Below are 16,201 nucleotides of genomic sequence, written 5' to 3'. Positions count from 1 at the left end.
TGGCAATGATGTTCCCGAATATTGATGTTATTATCCCTTGCTACAATGCTGAGAAAACATTAGCTCGTGCAGTGGAATCCGTGCTAAATCAACCTTGCTTAGGTAATATTTGGTTAGTTGATGACAGCTCGACAGACAATACCCTTGCTCTTTTGGAAGCTTTTGCGGAAAAATATCCGGAGCGGGTTTATGTGGAATCTATGCCGAAAAATGGCGGAGTGGCAAAGGCACGAAATTGGGGTGCATTGCAATCCGGTAATGAATTTATTGCTTTTTTAGATGCGGACGATGCTTATGAACCCGGCGCACTGGAAGTGGCTGCGGCGACTTTTCATTTTCAACCCGATACTTCAGTGGTGCGCTTGGCATTAAAGCCTATCGGTTTGTCGGCACGTTATGCGGAGCATCCGAATTTTGATTTTGCGTGGCAACATATGAGAATGACTTGTGGCGGTAATATTGTATTCCGCCGTTCGTTCTTTTTAGCTTGCGGTGGTTTCCCGCAAGATGCGCTATTTCGTGAATTAGGCGGTGAAGACGGCGCATTAGGTATTGCGACAACAAGAATTGCGAAAGTGGCGACCTTATTTGATGAGGTCGGTGTACTACATTATTGCCGTGATGGAATGCACGCCGAACGATTATTAGATGCCGTTTTGTTCCAAAAATCACCACAATGTATTACGGAAGAAAAAATCTCACAGGCGAATGCGGTAACAGACGAAATTTGCCGTCAAATTGAAGCTTTAAAGTGCGGTCTAAATTCGCCGAATGTTGGTATTCGCCCTTTGACATTAACAAGGAGTGAGGGATGAAAATTATGATTCTCGGAGCCGGTCAAGTGGGGACGACCTTGGCAGAAAATCTTGTGAGTGAAGATAATGATATTACCTTAGTAGATGAACAATCACCGCAATTACACGCATTACAGGAAAAACACGATTTACGGGTTGTGCAAGGTTCGCCTTCTTCGCCTAAAGTGTTGCGTGATGCCGGTGCGGCGGATGCGGATTTAATGGTGGCGGTAACGGCTTCTGATGAAATTAATATGGTGGCGTGCCAAATGGGTTATACCTTATTTAATACGCCGACACGTATTGCGCGTATCCGTAATTCGGAATATTTACGTGAAAAAGATAAATTATTTAATGATGAAAATGTGCCTATCGATCATTTAATTTCGCCGGAAAATCTCGTTACGGAAGAAATCACCCGTCTGATTACTTATCCCGGAGCATTGCAAGTCGCGCATTTTGCGAAGAATCGTATTAGTGTGGTGGTGGTGAAAGCCTACTATGGCGGTGCATTGGTCGGGTATGCGTTATCGGCGTTTAAAGAACATATGCCGCATATCGATTGCCGTATTGTCTCTATTTTACGTAACGATAAAATTATCCGCCCTCAGGGTTCGACTATTGTTGAAGCCGGTGATGAAATCACCTTTATTTGCGCAACGGAGCATATCAAAGCCGTCATTAGCGAACTGCAACGCCTTGAAAAGCCCTATAAACGCATAATGATTGTCGGTGGTGGCAATGTTGCGGCCGGGGTTGCGAAACAGTTGGAACATTCTTATTCCGTTAAACTCATTGAACGTAATGCGGAGCGTGCGCAAGTTTTAGCCGAAAAACTTTCTAAAACCCTCGTTTTTCACGGCGATGCTTCGGATCAAAATTTATTATTTGAGGAACACATTGAGAACATTGATGCTTTTTTGTCGTTAAGCAGTGATGATGAAGCCAATATTATGTCTGCATTGCTGGCAAAACGCTTGGGAGCGAAAAAAGCCATGGTGCTGATTCAGCGTATGGCGTATATCAACCTTATCCAAGGCGGAACAATTGATATTGCGGTTTCTCCACAACAGGCTACGATTTCGGCATTATTGGGGCACGTGCGTAAAGGAGATGTTAAAAATGTCGCAAGTCTGCGTCATGGTATTGCCGAAGCGATTGAAATTGTGGCACATGGGGATTTAAATACCTCAAATATTGTGGGAAGAGCCATTCGTGATATCCGTCTACCGACAGGGTGTATCATCGGTGCGATTTTACGGGAGAATGAGGTAATCATTGCGCATAAAAATGTAGAAATTCAAGATGGTGATCACGTACTCATCTATTTGAGTGATAAAAAGGCAGTTTCTGAAATAGAAAAATTATTCCAACCGAGCTCATTCTTCATTTAAAGGTTTACTTTTTAAAGGAAGGTCATATAATGACGCGCGCGCTTAGCGCGTAATATTTAAACAAGAAGGAAAATTTTATGAGCTTTATAAAGGAATTTCGTGAATTCGCGATGCGTGGCAATGTTGTTGATATGGCTGTCGGTGTGATCATTGGTGGTGCATTCGGCAAAATTGTCAGCTCACTTGTTGGTGATGTTGTCATGCCTGTATTGGGTATTTTAACCGGCGGTGTGGATTTCAAAGATTTAAAATATGTTTTAGAACCTGCAAACGGTGATATTCCGGCAGTAACGTTGAATTACGGTATGTTCATTCAAAACGTCTTTGATTTCGTTATCATTGCATTTGCTATTTTCTTAATGGTGAAAGCCATTAATAAACTTAAAAAACCGGCAGAAAAAGCGCCGGCAGAGCCGTCAAATGAAGAAAAATTACTTACTGAAATTCGTGATTTATTGAAAAAATAGTTCTTCTCTCTGAATAAAAAGTCGGCTTATGCCGGCTTTTTTGTTTTTTGTGATAAAAATAAAACAGCCCACCCATTTTCTTTTGAGTGTGCTGTTTATTACCTGATTTACCCTAATCTTTTGCTTTTTTAAGTTTCACTTTTTCTTCTAAGGCTTGGCTGATTTCTTCAATGACATTGTCCCATTCCATTGATGGCCAGTTATTTCTGAAAGAAACCATATCCTTGTACCACATATTGGTTTTTTCCGTCATGCCCCAACGCCAATCAACGATATAGGGTAACATTAAGAATGTGGGCGCACCCAATGCGCCGGCAACATGTGCAACCGAAGTATCGACTGCAATAAGAAGATCAAAGTGTTTTAATATGGCGGCGGTATCCAGAAAATCACCACTGTTTTTGGCCATATTCGGAATATTGTATTTTTCCAACAACGCCGTTTCATTATCATTGCAGGCTTTTTGTACACAATACCAATCAATCCCTTTTAGCTTAAATAGCCTTTCAATATACTCTAGATTATGAATAGAACGGTATTTATCATTTTCGTGCGTGGAATCACCGCGCCAAACAATGCCGACTTTTAGGTTTTCGGTCTGATGGAATAAATTCGCACTATCCGCCATTTTTTGCGAAGGTACGGACAGATAAGGTAATCGTTTAGGTAAATCCTGAAACGGCGTATCAATATATGCCAGTATTTCGTGAGGATAAACCCAATAGTCAAATTCCCCTAATTTTTCAAGTTCATCAATTCCGATAACTTGATCAATATCAGGATGGGTTTTAACCAACGATAAAATCGGAGTTTGTACCATCCATATTGTTATAGCCCCCTGTATTTTTAAATAATGCGCCAGTTGAGCGAACATAATTTCATCGCCCAAGCCAAATTCACTCCACACGACTAATGTTTTTCCGGTAAGTGATTCCCCCTTCCAACGTTTTGGCAGCCATTCTTCCTTAGGCGGTACTTTCGTTCTACGGGTATGTTGATCGCCAAGTAACATTTCCCGTTCCTTAAATCCTCGTTGGTAGTCTCCATCAGCCAATAAACCTAAAGCCTGATACAACAGACCTAAATTTGTAGAGACTCTTCCTGCATAGGTTTTCCAGATATCGTAAGCAGGTTGTTGGAATCCTTGTGCTTTTAATTTATGCCGAGTAAAGAAAGAGATGGTGTGATTCGGCTCAACCATTTCAAAATTCTTGATTGCCGTCAAAACGGATTCTAACGGTTGCTTTTCTAGAACTGTTCGGCGAAGTTGGTTATAGCATTGATCGGCATTTTCTTTTATCTCTTTTTGTAAAATCCATACATTTGCATTGCCATTCGGTACGAATGTAAAAATAGGTGAGAATTGTAAAGCAATTTGCTCAATTTTACGTTCTGTCGTTGCTTCTAAAATCAATATACCATTGCTTTTTAATGCTCTTGACCAACATAAAATCGCTTCATCGGAATAAAAAAGATCACAGCCAACAAAAAGCACATTAAGGCTATTCATTTGAATAAAATTAAGTCTATTTTTCGCACCGTGATTTTTAGCCCATGGGATAATCGTTAAGGTATCTAAGAATTCTTTTTTAAAATGCTCTTGTATAAACTCATCGGCACAAAGCCTGAGAGCAAGATTGTTTTCTGTCATAATGATCAAACGGTATGATTTATTAAATATTACGTGATGATTGCTTGAACATTTTATCGTTCGGCATCAATTTGGGCGACATAATATCGGAAAAATATCTCATTTTTCAACCGCACTTTTGATATTTAATGATGTAAAAAGGTAGGCAAGATATGATTTTACTTAACCTCTCACATAAGGTTTGATTTAGACCGGTTAACCATCGCATTTTGATAAAAACTATTCGCTATATTTCGATTTCTCACTATCACTTAGAATTCAATTTATGGTATGGTAACGTTTATCAATAGAGACAAGGAGAACATTATGACAACTCAATTGGATTCACTTCGTAATATGACTGTGGTGGTAGCGGATACCGGCGATATTGATGCCATTAAAAAATACCAACCACAAGATGCAACTACTAACCCCTCATTAATCCTCAGTGCTTCCGCTCTTCCGCAATACGCCCCACTCATTGATGAAGCGGTGGCTTACGCAAAAGCACAAAGTAATGACAAAGCCCAACAACTTATTGATGCGGAAGATAAGTTAGCGGTAAACATTGGTTTAGAAATTTTAAAAATCGTACCGGGACGTATTTCAACGGAAGTAGATGCCCGCCTTTCTTACAATACGCAAGCCACTGTTGAAAAAGCACGTAAACTCATCGCACTTTACAATGCTGCAGGTATTTCTAACGATCGTATTCTGATTAAAATCGCCTCAACTTGGCAGGGGATTCGTGCAGCGGAAATTCTTGAAAAAGAAGGTATCAACTGTAACTTAACCTTATTATTCTCCGAAGCGCAAGCACGTGCTTGTGCAGAAGCCGGTGTTTATTTAATTTCACCGTTTGTGGGTCGAATTTTAGATTGGTACAAAGCGAATTCCGATAAAAAAGAATATGCACCGGCAGAAGATCCGGGCGTGATTTCCGTCACTAAAATTTACAATTACTACAAAGAATACGGTTACAACACCGTTGTGATGGGGGCGAGTTTCCGTAATGTCGGAGAAATCACCGAGCTTGCAGGTTGTGACCGCTTAACTATTGCTCCTCCATTGTTGAAAGAATTACAAGAAAATTCAACCGCACTTGTGCGTAAACTTGAATTTAAAGGCGAAGTGAAAGCGAAACCTCAAGCGTTAACCGAAGCGGAGTTCTACTGGCAACACAATAGCGATCCGATGGCAGTGGAAAAATTAGCGGAAGGTATCCGCAAATTTGCCGTGGATCAAGAAAAATTAGAAGCAATGCTTGCGGCTAAATTATAATTCCCTAAATATCATCAGCATAACGGTTGTTATTTACATCAAATAACAACCGTTTTTTTAGCACTGAAGTTCTTGCTATTTTCGAAAGAAAATAGAATTTAAATCTTGACGGGGTAGCCAAATTAGGGAAAAATTTATCCCGATGTTTACCTTGGATTGCAGATAATTTCTCTTTAGTTATTGCGAAGTGGGATCATCAATCGTATAAGAGGTAATAGAGTTCCGCACTGCATTTTGTAATGTAAAAAGTGCGGGTAATTTTTTCAACATTTTCGGAGCAAAATATGTCAGGTATTTTCACTCAAACTCCGGCAAATCGTCGTCGTTATGGCGTGGCTGTTTTTGTCGGTATTATCGCAGGTATCATTTCCGCCTTTGTAAAATGGGGGGCGGAACATCCTTTCCCTCCACGTAGCCCGATTGATTTCTTCGCCGCGGCGTGTAAAGTGGATATCAGCGGTTTAACGCAAGATCAAATTCTTCAAGTTTGTTCACGTGCGTTTTTAAACCCACCACACGTTTTCTTACGTGATTATATTGGTATTGACCCGACTGAAGCGGTATTTACCTTTGCCGACCACGGATTTAACTGGATCGGTGTAACCCATATACTTTTCTCATTGGTATTCGCCATCGGTTACTGTGTGGTAGCGGAGCGTTTTCCGAAAATCAAATTCTGGCAAGGGATTGGCGCAGGTATTCTTGCTAATATCGCTGTACATTACATCTCTTTCCCATTGTTAGGCTTAACCCCACCGGTTGGCGAGTGGCCACCATATGAACATATTTCCGAATTAGTCGGACACATTTTCTGGTTCTGGACGATTGAAGTGATTCGCCGTGATTTACGTAACCGAATCACAGGTCAACCTGATCCTGAAGTTGCATTAAAAGACGCAACCGAATAATGATTAAATAAAAATGCCACCGAAAAGTGGCATTTTTGTTATGTGGAAACATTGTTTAATAACAAAAGGCAACATTTCGTTGCCTTTTTTGTTTTCCTTTTAGTGATTAATGACCGCCGCAGCCGCAACCACCGTGACCCTGTTTATGACCACCGCCACAGCAGCCCTCGTGTTCATGATCGTGATGGTGGTGATGACCGCCACAACCACAACCGTGACCCTCTTCATCGTGATGATCGTGTGCGCCGTGAACGTGGCCGTGTGCAATTTCTTCTAAAGTCGCTTCACGTGTTGCTACAACTTCAACGGTAAAATGCAATTCTTGACCGGCTAACATATGGTTGCCATCAACAACCACTTCATCCCCATCAACTTCGGTAATCACCACAGGAACAGGGCCTATGTCGGTATCCGCTAAGAAACGCATACCTACAACAAGTTCATCAACCCCTTGGAATACTTCTTTTGGTACGCGCTGAACCATATTTTCGTTGTACTCACCATAACCTTCTTCCGGTTGTACGCGAACTTCAAATTTATCCCCAACCGCTTTGCCTTCAAGGGCCTTTTCAAGCCCTACGACTAAGTTGTTGTGTCCTTGTAAATATTCTAACGGTTGATTTGCCGGTGCTTCATCGACTAATACACCATCTTGGGTGCGGACTTGGTAAGCAATGCTCACCACCACATTTTTTGCTACATTCATTGAGGTTTCCTTACAGTGTAAAAAATGTTGTCATTGTATAGAATAAAAAAGAATTGTATAGGAATTACAGTAAATTAAATTTAAAAATGCCTGCCGCATTGCTACGCCTCGCCGTGCTGCTTGCACTGCCTTCGGCTTGCGGCTTTGTATCCATTTTAATTTAATTCACTGTATCGTCTTTGAGTAATTCGATTCGTGCATTTGCCCGTATGCGAACGGTTTCTTTCCCATTTTCTAGGAATGCTTGATCTGCTTCGGCGTAGTCCGCAGATAACATCGAGACTTTTGCAGCACGTGCTGCACTATAAGCACGGATCGGCGATTGTTCGTTTACAGAGGAAATATCTAAATCTAAGATTCGGTAATCTTTCATTTTCAACGAATTTTGAATCAAATCGGCTTTCTTTTTGAATTTTTCAATCGCAGCTTGTGTTAAATCATTTTCTACGCTCATTAGTTTTTCGGAAGAAACAGAGGCGTTTATATCTTCCACAGCCATTACATCATCTAGTGTGGATATGAGGTTAGAAATCGCTTGGAAATCTTTACTTTCCAATACCAATTCGGCACGAGCAATCCAACCGTTTTTCTTGCCTTGTGCATCATAACGAACGGAGGTATTACGGGAATTGCCTTTAATTTCGACCGCACTTTGTGCCTTTGCGATTGCCACTGCTTTATTTAAGCGTTCGGAAATGGTTTTATTTAAGTCGGCTAAGTTTTTACCATCAACTTGATAGAATAGTCGAACCTGTAATAAATCCCGTTCAATCTCCGTTTCAACTTCCGTGTTAAAGGAAACGATTTGAGCGGGTTTGGTTGTCGTATTTTCAGCTAATGTCGCCGTGCTGAAAGGTAGAGCTAAAACTACAAGAGCAAGTGTTTTTAATTTCATAATTTCTCTCAAAAATGACCGCACTTTCATTGCGGTTAGATTAGTGTAAGCGTGGGTCTTCGACCTCATCTTCATCGAAAAATTCACCGTCATTGCCATATTCATCGTCATCAGCGTTCGGATCTTCAAAATACGTGCCCCAACCGTCATAAATGCCTTTATGTTTCTCAATGAGCGGCAACAATTCTTTTTGTTGTGCATCAATAATTTCCGCTTTTAATTCCACTTCGCTAATAATATCGAAACAGAAGATCGCTTTGCCGTTGTCATCTTCAAATTCTTCGGCTTCAGAAACTTCATAGCCCGCTTTGAACGCATCTACCGCAATTTTTTCTAATAAATCAAAATCATAGTGAGCGATATGATGTTCAATGATATAAAGTGCCGTCGGATCACTACCATCGTTTAATAAATCGCTGATAATATCGCGGGTTTCCGCTTGAAGTTCGGCAAAATCTGTCATAATTAATTCCTTAATTGAAATAAAAGTGCGGTTATTTTAGTGGATAAATCCCCAAAAGTCGCATAAAATTTCGCACGGCTATTTTCTATCAAAACACCTCAAAATTATGCTTGAACAACTTCCTTATCTCACCTTAAAAACGCCACCAAAATCGACCGCACTTTTAAAGCTGGAATGTGCCGATTTCATTGTGAAAGAAGTGCTGGGCTATGAAATGTCGGGTGAGGGGGAATTTGTGGCGTTAAAAATAAGAAAAACAGGCTGTAACACCTTATTTGTGGGGGAAAAACTGGCAAAATTCGCCGGTGTGTCGGAACGAAATATGGGTTATGCCGGTTTGAAAGATCGCCAAGCCGTTACGGAACAATGGTTTTGCTTACAAATGCCGGGAAAAGCAACGCCGGATTTTAGTCAATTTCAATTGGAAGGTGTAGAAATCTTAGAGGTTACGCGCCATAATCGGAAGATCCGAACCGGTAGTCTGCAAGGTAATTATTTTGAAATTTTACTGCGTGGTGCGGAAGAAACCGATGAATTAAAAGTGCGCTTAGATTTTGTGAAAAATGTCGGTTTTCCTAATTATTTTACGGAACAACGCTTTGGACGTGACGGTCATAATCTCACGCAGGCATTGCGTTGGGCGCAAGGCGAAATTAAAGTGAAAGATCGTAAAAAACGCAGTTTTTATCTTTCAGCCGCACGCAGTGAAATTTTTAATTTGGTTGTGGCGGCACGTATTGAACAAGGTGTAACAGAGGAAGTTCTGCCGAATGATATTGTGCAGTTAACCGGTTCCCACAGTTGGTTTAAAGCCGATGAATCGGAAGATTTGGCTGCGCTGCAAACTCGATTGGCACAACGGGATATTTTACTCACCGCGCCTTTGATCGGCGAAGAAAATTTGATGGCTTCCTCGGTTGAAAACGCCATTGTGGAACAACACAATGTTTTTTCATCTTTAATGAAACAAGAGAAAATGAAAGCGGCACGTCGCCCGTTATTAATGCAGGCGCAGGATCTTCATTGGCAATTTACCGATGTCGGTTTAAAACTGTATTTTTATTTGCCGGCAGGTTCTTATGCGACGGCATTGGTTCGAGAATTAGTGAATTATAGTGAATTGAATTAGAGGGAAATATAATGCGAATTTTATTAAGTAATGATGATGGTTTTCACGCAGAAGGTATTCAAATTTTAGCGGCGGAATTGCGCAAAATCGCCGATGTCGTGATTGTAGCACCGGATCGTAATCGCAGTGCGGCTTCAAGCGCCCTTACTTTAGTTGAGCCGTTACGCCCTCGTCATTTGGATAATGGTGATTATTGTGTTAACGGCACACCGGCCGATTGTGTGCATTTGGCATTGAACGGTTTTTTATCCGGACAAGTTGATTTGGTGGTTTCTGGAATTAATGCCGGCTGTAATATGGGGGATGACACGATTTATTCCGGCACGGTCGCCGCGGCATTAGAAGGTCGCCATTTGGGATTACCTTCAATTGCCGTGTCTTTAGACGGACGTTTACATTATGAAACGGCGGCACGTGTCGTGGTAGATTTGATTCCTAAATTACACCATCAATTATTAAACCCACGTGAAATCATTAATATCAATGTTCCTGATATACCTTTCGAAGAACTTAAAGGCTACAAAGTTTGTCATTTAGGTTATCGCTCTTCTGCGGCGGAAGTGATTAAGCAAGAAGATCCCCGTGGCGAACGAATCTATTGGATCGGGCCTGCCGGCTTGCCTGAAAATGAACAAGAAGGGACGGATTTTCACGCAGTGAAGAACGGTTATGTTTCAATCACGCCAATTCAGGCGGATATGACGGCGCATCACTCAATTCAATCTTTACAAGATTGGTTGGAGCGTGAATAATGTGGCGCTTTGGCTAAATTTAGGACATAAGGTATATTGAATGAATATTTTTGGTGCAATGTACGATAAGACAATGGAATGGTCAAAACATCGCTTTGCGGCATTTTGGTTGTCTTTTGTTAGTTTTATTGAAGCCATTTTTTTTCCGATTCCACCTGATGTGATGTTAATCCCTATGTCGATGTCAAAGCCGAAAAGTGCGGTCAGATTTGCGCTCTATACGGCTATTGCTTCTGCCGTTGGTGGTATCGTAGGTTATGGCATAGGTTATTTTGCAACGGATTGGGTACAAGGTATCGTTCAACAATGGGGCTACGGCGAACATTGGGCAAAAGCGGTGAGTTGGTTTGAACAATGGGGCGTGTTGGTTGTCTTTGTTGCCGGTTTCAGCCCGATCCCTTATAAGGTTTTTACGATTTGCGCCGGTGTAATGCAAATGGCATTTTTTCCGTTTGTGATCACGGCATTTGTTTCCCGTGCGGCACGTTTCTTACTTGTAGCGAAATTGGCTGCTTGGGGAGGCGAAAAATTTGCAGCGAAATTACGTAAATCGATTGAAGTTATCGGTTGGTCGGTTGTTGCCCTTGCTGTGGCCGCTTACCTCATTTTGAAATAATAGGATATGTTATGAATAAATATTTATTTGCGTTGTCTATGACGTTAGTTTTAGCAGCTTGCTCTTCGCCTGAGGTGAAAGATCCGAATGCGTTACCGAACGGTATTATGCAGCCGGTGGAAGGGACGGGCGCTGTCGCAGGCGGCAGTTTTATGCCGGAAATCGAACATCAAGCTATGCCAAATACAATGAAATAAAAAGGAAGAATAAATGAAAAAATCGTTTTTATTATTACCCCTGAGTGCTGCGATTTTAACTGCGTGTTCATCAAACACGCAAGCACCTATTGAAAATGCCGATGGGACACTGTCTCCGGGAATTATGCAACCGGTTGATGGAAACCGTAACGGAAGTTGGCAGCCTGAGATTCAACGAAGTAATATGCCGAATACGATGGGTTCAAACAACGTAGGTAGTAATGTTCCAACTGGAACGCAAACACCGCAACCGAATTTTCAGCCGACTTATCAACCGGTTCAGCCTACGGCTCCGACAGTAACAGCACCGATTGCGCCAACACAGTCACAAACCAAAACCATTACAAAGACCGTTTCGGATTGTACCAATTCCATTGCAATCAATGTGCCGAGAAATCCGAATACCAATGCGCCGGATTATAGCCAAATTCAAAAAGGCTCTTACAAAGGCGGCACTTATAAAGTGAATAAAGGCGATACGATGTTCCTTATTGCTTACTTGGCAGGAATGGATGTAAAAGAACTTGCGGCAATGAATAATATGTCAGAGCCTTATAGTTTAAGTATCGGTCAAACTTTAAAAATCGGTAAATGTACTACTAAAACGGTAACAACTACTGTGCCGGTTAATGCAACGGAAACTGCTTCTACGGCAAAACCTGTTGAACCAGCGGTGACTTATACCGCCGGTGCAAATGGTACGAAAATAGGCTCTGATGGTACGATTATAGGGCCAATTAAATCCGGTGCAGGCGTTCCTTCCTCTGCACCGGCTTATAACACACCAGCAAATGTTCCTACAACGCCTGCAGCGACAGGAAATACCACACCGGTAAACGCAAATGTAGCGGCTCCGGTTATTTCTAACATCTCATGGTTATGGCCCGCAAGTGGCAATATTATTCAAGGGTTCTCTAACTCGGACGGCGGCAATAAAGGGATTGATATTGCCGGTTCGCGCGGACAAGCGGTGAAAGCGGCGGCGGCAGGGCGTGTTGTGTATGCCGGTAACGCATTACGCGGTTACGGCAATTTGATCATTATTAAACACAATGATGATTTCTTGAGTGCTTATGCGCATAACGATAGAATCCTTGTCAGCGACCAGCAAGAAGTCAAAGCGGGTCAAGAAATTGCCAAAATGGGAAGCTCGGGTACCAATAGTGTGAAACTCCATTTTGAAATTCGTTACAAAGGTAAATCGGTGGATCCGGTTCGTTATTTACCAAGACGATAAAATGATATGAAAAAGCGGTCGAATTGATCTGACCCCAAAAAGTTAGACCATTTAACACATGGTTTGAGTTCGATATTGTATCGGGCTCAAGCCGTTTAATTTTAATTGTATTCGTTCCTCATTGTAATACCGTATATACTCCCTCACCGCTTGTGCAACCTCCTCGGCATTGTCAAAATGCTTACCATAGATACATTCCGTTTTCATCCGCCCGAAAAAGCTCTCCATCATCGCATTATCTAGGCAGTTTCCCTTTCTTGACATACTCTGCACTATGCCGTTTTCTTGTAAGATGCGTTGATACGCACACATTTGATATTGCCAACCTTGGTCCGAATGCAGTATCGGCTTCGCCTCTTTGGGTAATTTTTCGACCGCTTGTTGCAACATTACTTTCACTTGTTGCCAATTCGGGCTTCGACTGATAGCAACGCTGATGATTTCCGAGTTGAAGCAGTCTAAAATCGGTGAGACGTAACATTTACTGCCGTCTTTGGCTTTGATTTCCGTGATGTCGGTAAGCCATTTTTCGTTTGGTCGGGTTGTGGTGAAATCCCGTTGTAAGCGGTTTGGGGCGATGTTTCCGATTTCACCGCGATAGGCGGCGTACTTTCTCGCTTTTTTGCCCTTCACCTGTAGCCCCATTTGTTGGATTAAGTGTTGTACCCGTTTGTGATTAACGCCTTTCAATAACGCACTTACTCGGCGATAACCATACGCCGGATTTTCTGCTTTAATCCGCCTGATTTCCGCTTTAAGTGCGGTATTTTTATCCGCCTTCGGCTTTAAATGATAGAAAAACACACTACGAGACAAATTTGCCAATGAAAGCAAGATGTTAAGCGGAAACGTCCCTCTCAATCTTTGGATAATCGCCGCCGTTCGGCTTCTTCCTCCCGTATCACTTCGTCCAACTTTTTTAGAAATGCCACCTCCGCTTCAAGCTCCAAAATCCTTAACCGTAAGCGGTCTTCTTCGGTCTTCGGCGGCGGTGGCATTTTGGCGTATTTTGGTTTTTTCGGGGACATTGTCGGTCTTCCTTTCGGTTTGGGGTGTAAACCGTTTATACCGTCTTTTTCAAAGGCTTTCAACCATTGGCTGATAAGACCTGAATTACTTATGCCGAAATGGATTGTCGCTTGCCTTGCAGAGAAATCCCCTTTTTGAACGGCAAGGATGACTTGATATTTAAATTCAGCGGAATAAATGCGTTTGCCGGGCAATAGGGCAAGCCCTGCATTGCCTGAATGTTGATATTGGGTAATCCAACGTCTTAAGGTGGTGTCGGAAAGTTGAAATTGTTTTTTTGTAAGTGAAACATCTAAGTGATTTTTAAGATAAAAATCGATGGCTTGTTGTTTGAATGTTTGATTGTATTTGGTCATAAAATCTGCCCCTGACTAAGTTGGTTTATTTTGTCCAACTTTTGGGGGGCAGATCAAATTTGACCGCTCTTTCTCTATTTTAGCGGTTGCACAAAAGGCTGTTTTTAATTCAAATGTAGGGTGCGTTAGGCTTGCCGTAACGCACCAAACTTGGGTTTAATGGTGCGTTACACCTTTGGCTAAAACACACCCTACTCTGTTTTGTGCAAGCGCTAAATAATACCGTACTTTAGTTGCACAAATTAGGCATTTTTATCATCAATTAACACACTTTCTAACGCGATTTCTATCATTTCATTGAAGGTTAATTGACGCTCTTCAGGGCTGGTTTGTTCGTGTGTGCGGATATGGTCGGAAACCGTACAAATGGTTAACGCTCGTGCGCCAAATTCAGCGGCAACGCCATAAATACCGGCAGCTTCCATTTCAACGCCGAGAATGCCGTATTTTTCCATTACATCGAACATTTCTACATCCGGTGTGTAGAATAAATCGGCAGAGAAAAGATTGCCCACTTTTACTGCAATGCCTTTTTGTTTCGCCGCTTCAACCGCTGCGCTGGTTAAACCGAAGTCGGCAATCGCCGCAAAGTCGTTATCTTTGAAACGAATGCGATTGACTTTAGAATCGGTACAAGCTCCTAAACCAATGATTACATCACGAACTTTCACGTCCATTTTTACTGCACCGCAAGAACCTACACGAATGATTTTTTTTACGCCGTATTCTGTGATTAATTCTTTTGTGTAAATAGAGCAAGACGGAATACCCATACCGTGTCCCATCACCGAAATTTTGCGGCCTTTGTAAGTGCCGGTGAAACCAAGCATATTACGTACATTCGTCACTTCTTTCACATCTTCTAAAAATGTTTCTGCGATATATTTTGCTCGAAGCGGATCGCCTGGCATTAGTACGGTATCAGCAAATGCGCCTTCAGGTGCGTTAATATGTGGAGTCATTGTATTTCCCTCTTTTGATTGAATTAAAATAAAGGCACCACGTGTAACCGTGGTGCAAAAACAGTCCGAATTTTGACCGCACTTTTAGAGTACGGCACCACTTAATTCTATGAAAAGACCGGCAATGGTTGCACTCATTAAGTTCGCAAGCGTACCGGCAATAACGGCTTTTAAGCCTAAACGGGCGATATCGCCACGGCGATTCGGTGCCATACCGCCTAAACCACCGATGAGGATTGCGATAGAGCTGAAGTTGGCGAAACCGCAAAGTGCGAAAGTAATAATCGCTTTGGTTTTTTCTGTTAATACGACAGTGGTATCCGGTTGTAAATATTTAGCAAATTCAAGATAACCGACAAATTCGTTTACCGCTAATTTCATTCCGATCATTTGACCTGCGATACCGGATTCTTCCCAAGATACGCCGATTAAGTAAGCGAGAGGTTTAAAGATCCAACCGAAGATAGACTGTAAGGTGAGTTCGCCATAACCGAACCAGCCACCGATACCGCCCAAGATGCCGTTAATTAACGCAATTAATGCCACAAAGGCGATAAGCATTGCGCCGACGTTTAATGCTAATTGCATACCGGCACTTGCACCACCGGCCATTGCTTCTAAGACATTAGACGGTTTTGCTTCATTATCCGATTCAGGTTGAATATCCGTAAATTGCTGCGTTTGAGGGTAAAGAATTTTCGCAAATAATAGACCTGCCGGCGCAGCCATAAATGAGGCGGCGATTAAGTAAGTCAAAGGCACGCCCATTCCGGCATAACCCGCCATTACTGAACCTGCAATGGAGGCGGTTCCGCCCACCATAATGGCAAAAAGCTCAGATTCGGTCATTCGGCTAACATAAGGTTTTACCACCAATGGCGCTTCGGTTTGACCAACGAAAATATTTGCAGCGGCAGACAGCGATTCCGCTTTTGACGTACCTAATAGTTTTTGTAATGCGCCACCGATGATTTTTATTACTACGTGCATAATGCCTAAATAATAAAGTATAGAGACTAAGCCGGAGAAGAAGACGATAATAGGAAGTACTTTTACGGCAAAGATAAAACCAAGATTGCTTGGATCGGCAAGTCCGCCAAATACGAAGTTTATTCCCTCGTTGCCGTAAGCAATAACATTTGCCACCGCATCTGCCGTTGCACCTAATGCTTTTTGGCCTGCCGGCACATATAAAATAAGGGCGGCAAATCCAAGTTGGATTGCAAACGCCCCTAATACGGTTCGCCAATTAATCGATCGACGATTATTTGATAACAAAAATGCGATGGCAATTAATACCACCATACCAAGAATACTCATTAAAACACTCATATATACACCTCACAATCGCTAAAGATAAAAATCGGCGTAATTTTACTGTTTTT

17 protein-coding genes are annotated in these 16,201 nt (G+C 42.0%); 10 read left to right on the top strand and 7 right to left on the bottom strand.

The genetic code is table 11. The annotated features are described in order from the left end of the window. The first annotated feature begins 5 nt into the window (after positions 1–5). The 3 genes from HEMROJRC1_RS04530 (at position 6) to mscL (ending at position 2,655) form a co-directional block, all read left to right on the top strand. Positions 6–815, top strand: coding sequence for a glycosyltransferase family A protein (locus HEMROJRC1_RS04530; protein WP_226691826.1), 810 nt, complete (start codon positions 6–8; stop codon positions 813–815). Further along, entirely contained in the window at positions 812–2,188 is a 1,377-nt protein-coding gene (trkA, locus tag HEMROJRC1_RS04525) for a Trk system potassium transporter TrkA (protein ID WP_226691825.1), read from the top strand. The genes HEMROJRC1_RS04530 and trkA overlap by 4 nt, the downstream gene beginning before the upstream one ends. Before the next feature lie 77 nt (positions 2,189–2,265). Beyond that, complete coding sequence (gene mscL / locus HEMROJRC1_RS04520) at positions 2,266–2,655, top strand: large-conductance mechanosensitive channel protein MscL (RefSeq protein ID WP_226691824.1); 390 nt, start codon at positions 2,266–2,268, stop codon at positions 2,653–2,655. A gap of 112 nt (positions 2,656–2,767) precedes the next feature. On the opposite strand, the gene HEMROJRC1_RS04515 is transcribed toward mscL, so the two are convergent. After that, positions 2,768–4,306, bottom strand: a complete 1,539-nt coding sequence (locus HEMROJRC1_RS04515; protein ID WP_226691823.1) for a methyltransferase type 11 — start codon at positions 4,304–4,306, stop codon at positions 2,768–2,770. A 306-nt stretch (positions 4,307–4,612) separates the two neighbouring features. Between HEMROJRC1_RS04515 and tal the strand changes: the two genes are divergently transcribed. Both tal and HEMROJRC1_RS04505 read left to right on the top strand, forming a co-directional pair. Further along, positions 4,613–5,566: a transaldolase gene (tal, locus tag HEMROJRC1_RS04510; RefSeq protein ID WP_226691822.1), complete on the top strand. Its 954-nt coding sequence runs from the start codon at positions 4,613–4,615 to the stop codon at positions 5,564–5,566. Between the two features lie 284 nt (positions 5,567–5,850). After that, positions 5,851–6,474 carry a DUF1440 domain-containing protein gene (locus HEMROJRC1_RS04505; protein ID WP_226691821.1) on the top strand — a complete coding sequence of 208 codons (624 nt, stop codon included), beginning with the start codon at positions 5,851–5,853 and terminating at the stop codon, positions 6,472–6,474. 106 nt (positions 6,475–6,580) lie between these two features. Here the strand turns inward: HEMROJRC1_RS04505 and slyD are convergent, their stop codons facing one another. The 3 genes from slyD to rraB form a co-directional block, all read right to left on the bottom strand. Further along, positions 6,581–7,180: a peptidylprolyl isomerase gene (gene slyD, locus HEMROJRC1_RS04500; RefSeq protein ID WP_226691820.1), complete on the bottom strand. Its 600-nt coding sequence runs from the start codon at positions 7,178–7,180 to the stop codon at positions 6,581–6,583. Between the two features lie 160 nt (positions 7,181–7,340). After that, positions 7,341–8,075, bottom strand: a complete 735-nt coding sequence (locus HEMROJRC1_RS04495; protein WP_226691819.1) for an SIMPL domain-containing protein — start codon at positions 8,073–8,075, stop codon at positions 7,341–7,343. 40 nt (positions 8,076–8,115) lie between these two features. After that, on the bottom strand, positions 8,116–8,538 hold the full coding sequence (rraB, locus tag HEMROJRC1_RS04490; protein WP_226691818.1) for a ribonuclease E inhibitor RraB: 423 nt from the start codon (positions 8,536–8,538) through the stop codon (positions 8,116–8,118). Positions 8,539–8,644: 106 nt separating this feature from the next. Here rraB and truD point away from each other — a divergent pair, with 106 nt between their 5' ends. The 5 genes from truD to nlpD are packed head-to-tail and all read left to right on the top strand — an operon-like array spanning position 8,645 to position 12,469. Beyond that, on the top strand, positions 8,645–9,667 hold the full coding sequence (gene truD, locus HEMROJRC1_RS04485) for a tRNA pseudouridine(13) synthase TruD (RefSeq protein ID WP_226691817.1): 1,023 nt from the start codon (positions 8,645–8,647) through the stop codon (positions 9,665–9,667). A gap of 11 nt (positions 9,668–9,678) precedes the next feature. Beyond that, positions 9,679–10,419, top strand: a complete 741-nt coding sequence (surE, locus tag HEMROJRC1_RS04480; protein ID WP_226691816.1) for a 5'/3'-nucleotidase SurE — start codon at positions 9,679–9,681, stop codon at positions 10,417–10,419. 40 nt (positions 10,420–10,459) lie between these two features. Continuing rightward, on the top strand, positions 10,460–11,035 hold the full coding sequence (locus HEMROJRC1_RS04475) for a YqaA family protein (RefSeq protein WP_226691815.1): 576 nt from the start codon (positions 10,460–10,462) through the stop codon (positions 11,033–11,035). Between the two features lie 11 nt (positions 11,036–11,046). Beyond that, positions 11,047–11,232, top strand: a complete 186-nt coding sequence (locus tag HEMROJRC1_RS04470) for a lipoprotein (RefSeq protein ID WP_226691814.1) — start codon at positions 11,047–11,049, stop codon at positions 11,230–11,232. Between the two features lie 13 nt (positions 11,233–11,245). Then, positions 11,246–12,469, top strand: coding sequence for a murein hydrolase activator NlpD (gene nlpD / locus HEMROJRC1_RS04465; protein ID WP_226691813.1), 1,224 nt, complete (start codon positions 11,246–11,248; stop codon positions 12,467–12,469). A 51-nt stretch (positions 12,470–12,520) separates the two neighbouring features. Here the strand turns inward: nlpD and HEMROJRC1_RS04460 are convergent. The 3 genes from HEMROJRC1_RS04460 to HEMROJRC1_RS04450 all read right to left on the bottom strand — a co-directional run bounded on the left by HEMROJRC1_RS04460 (position 12,521) and on the right by HEMROJRC1_RS04450 (position 16,148). Then, a protein-coding gene (locus HEMROJRC1_RS04460) for an IS3 family transposase (protein ID WP_226691812.1) occupies positions 12,521–13,854 on the bottom strand; the annotation gives its coding sequence in 2 pieces (ribosomal slippage) (positions 12,521–13,350 and positions 13,350–13,854; 1,335 coding nt in all). A 242-nt stretch (positions 13,855–14,096) separates the two neighbouring features. Then, the gene (gene deoD, locus HEMROJRC1_RS04455; protein ID WP_226691811.1) at positions 14,097–14,816 is read right to left on the bottom strand and encodes a purine-nucleoside phosphorylase; all 720 of its coding nucleotides are present in this window, start codon (positions 14,814–14,816) and stop codon (positions 14,097–14,099) included. Positions 14,817–14,900: 84 nt separating this feature from the next. Beyond that, entirely contained in the window at positions 14,901–16,148 is a 1,248-nt protein-coding gene (locus HEMROJRC1_RS04450; protein ID WP_226691810.1) for a NupC/NupG family nucleoside CNT transporter, read from the bottom strand. Positions 16,149–16,201: the final 53 nt, after the last annotated feature.

It is taken from the genome of Rodentibacter sp. JRC1 (assembly GCF_020521555.1).
Taxonomy (GTDB): Bacteria; Pseudomonadota; Gammaproteobacteria; order Enterobacterales; family Pasteurellaceae; genus Rodentibacter; species Rodentibacter abscessus.
This window is presented reverse-complemented; position numbering and strand designations above follow the sequence as displayed.

Coding starts and splice junctions, on each gene's coding strand:
- HEMROJRC1_RS04530 (WP_226691826.1), top strand. CDS start 6: ATGATGTTCCCGAATATTGATGTTATTATCCCTTGCTACAATGCTGAG.
- trkA (WP_226691825.1), top strand. CDS start 812: ATGAAAATTATGATTCTCGGAGCCGGTCAAGTGGGGACGACCTTGGCA.
- mscL (WP_226691824.1), top strand. CDS start 2,266: ATGAGCTTTATAAAGGAATTTCGTGAATTCGCGATGCGTGGCAATGTT.
- HEMROJRC1_RS04515 (WP_226691823.1), bottom strand. CDS start 4,306: ATGACAGAAAACAATCTTGCTCTCAGGCTTTGTGCCGATGAGTTTATA.
- tal (WP_226691822.1), top strand. CDS start 4,613: ATGACAACTCAATTGGATTCACTTCGTAATATGACTGTGGTGGTAGCG.
- HEMROJRC1_RS04505 (WP_226691821.1), top strand. CDS start 5,851: ATGTCAGGTATTTTCACTCAAACTCCGGCAAATCGTCGTCGTTATGGC.
- slyD (WP_226691820.1), bottom strand. CDS start 7,180: ATGAATGTAGCAAAAAATGTGGTGGTGAGCATTGCTTACCAAGTCCGC.
- HEMROJRC1_RS04495 (WP_226691819.1), bottom strand. CDS start 8,075: ATGAAATTAAAAACACTTGCTCTTGTAGTTTTAGCTCTACCTTTCAGC.
- rraB (WP_226691818.1), bottom strand. CDS start 8,538: ATGACAGATTTTGCCGAACTTCAAGCGGAAACCCGCGATATTATCAGC.
- truD (WP_226691817.1), top strand. CDS start 8,645: ATGCTTGAACAACTTCCTTATCTCACCTTAAAAACGCCACCAAAATCG.
- surE (WP_226691816.1), top strand. CDS start 9,679: ATGCGAATTTTATTAAGTAATGATGATGGTTTTCACGCAGAAGGTATT.
- HEMROJRC1_RS04475 (WP_226691815.1), top strand. CDS start 10,460: ATGAATATTTTTGGTGCAATGTACGATAAGACAATGGAATGGTCAAAA.
- HEMROJRC1_RS04470 (WP_226691814.1), top strand. CDS start 11,047: ATGAATAAATATTTATTTGCGTTGTCTATGACGTTAGTTTTAGCAGCT.
- nlpD (WP_226691813.1), top strand. CDS start 11,246: ATGAAAAAATCGTTTTTATTATTACCCCTGAGTGCTGCGATTTTAACT.
- deoD (WP_226691811.1), bottom strand. CDS start 14,816: ATGACTCCACATATTAACGCACCTGAAGGCGCATTTGCTGATACCGTA.
- HEMROJRC1_RS04450 (WP_226691810.1), bottom strand. CDS start 16,148: ATGAGTGTTTTAATGAGTATTCTTGGTATGGTGGTATTAATTGCCATC.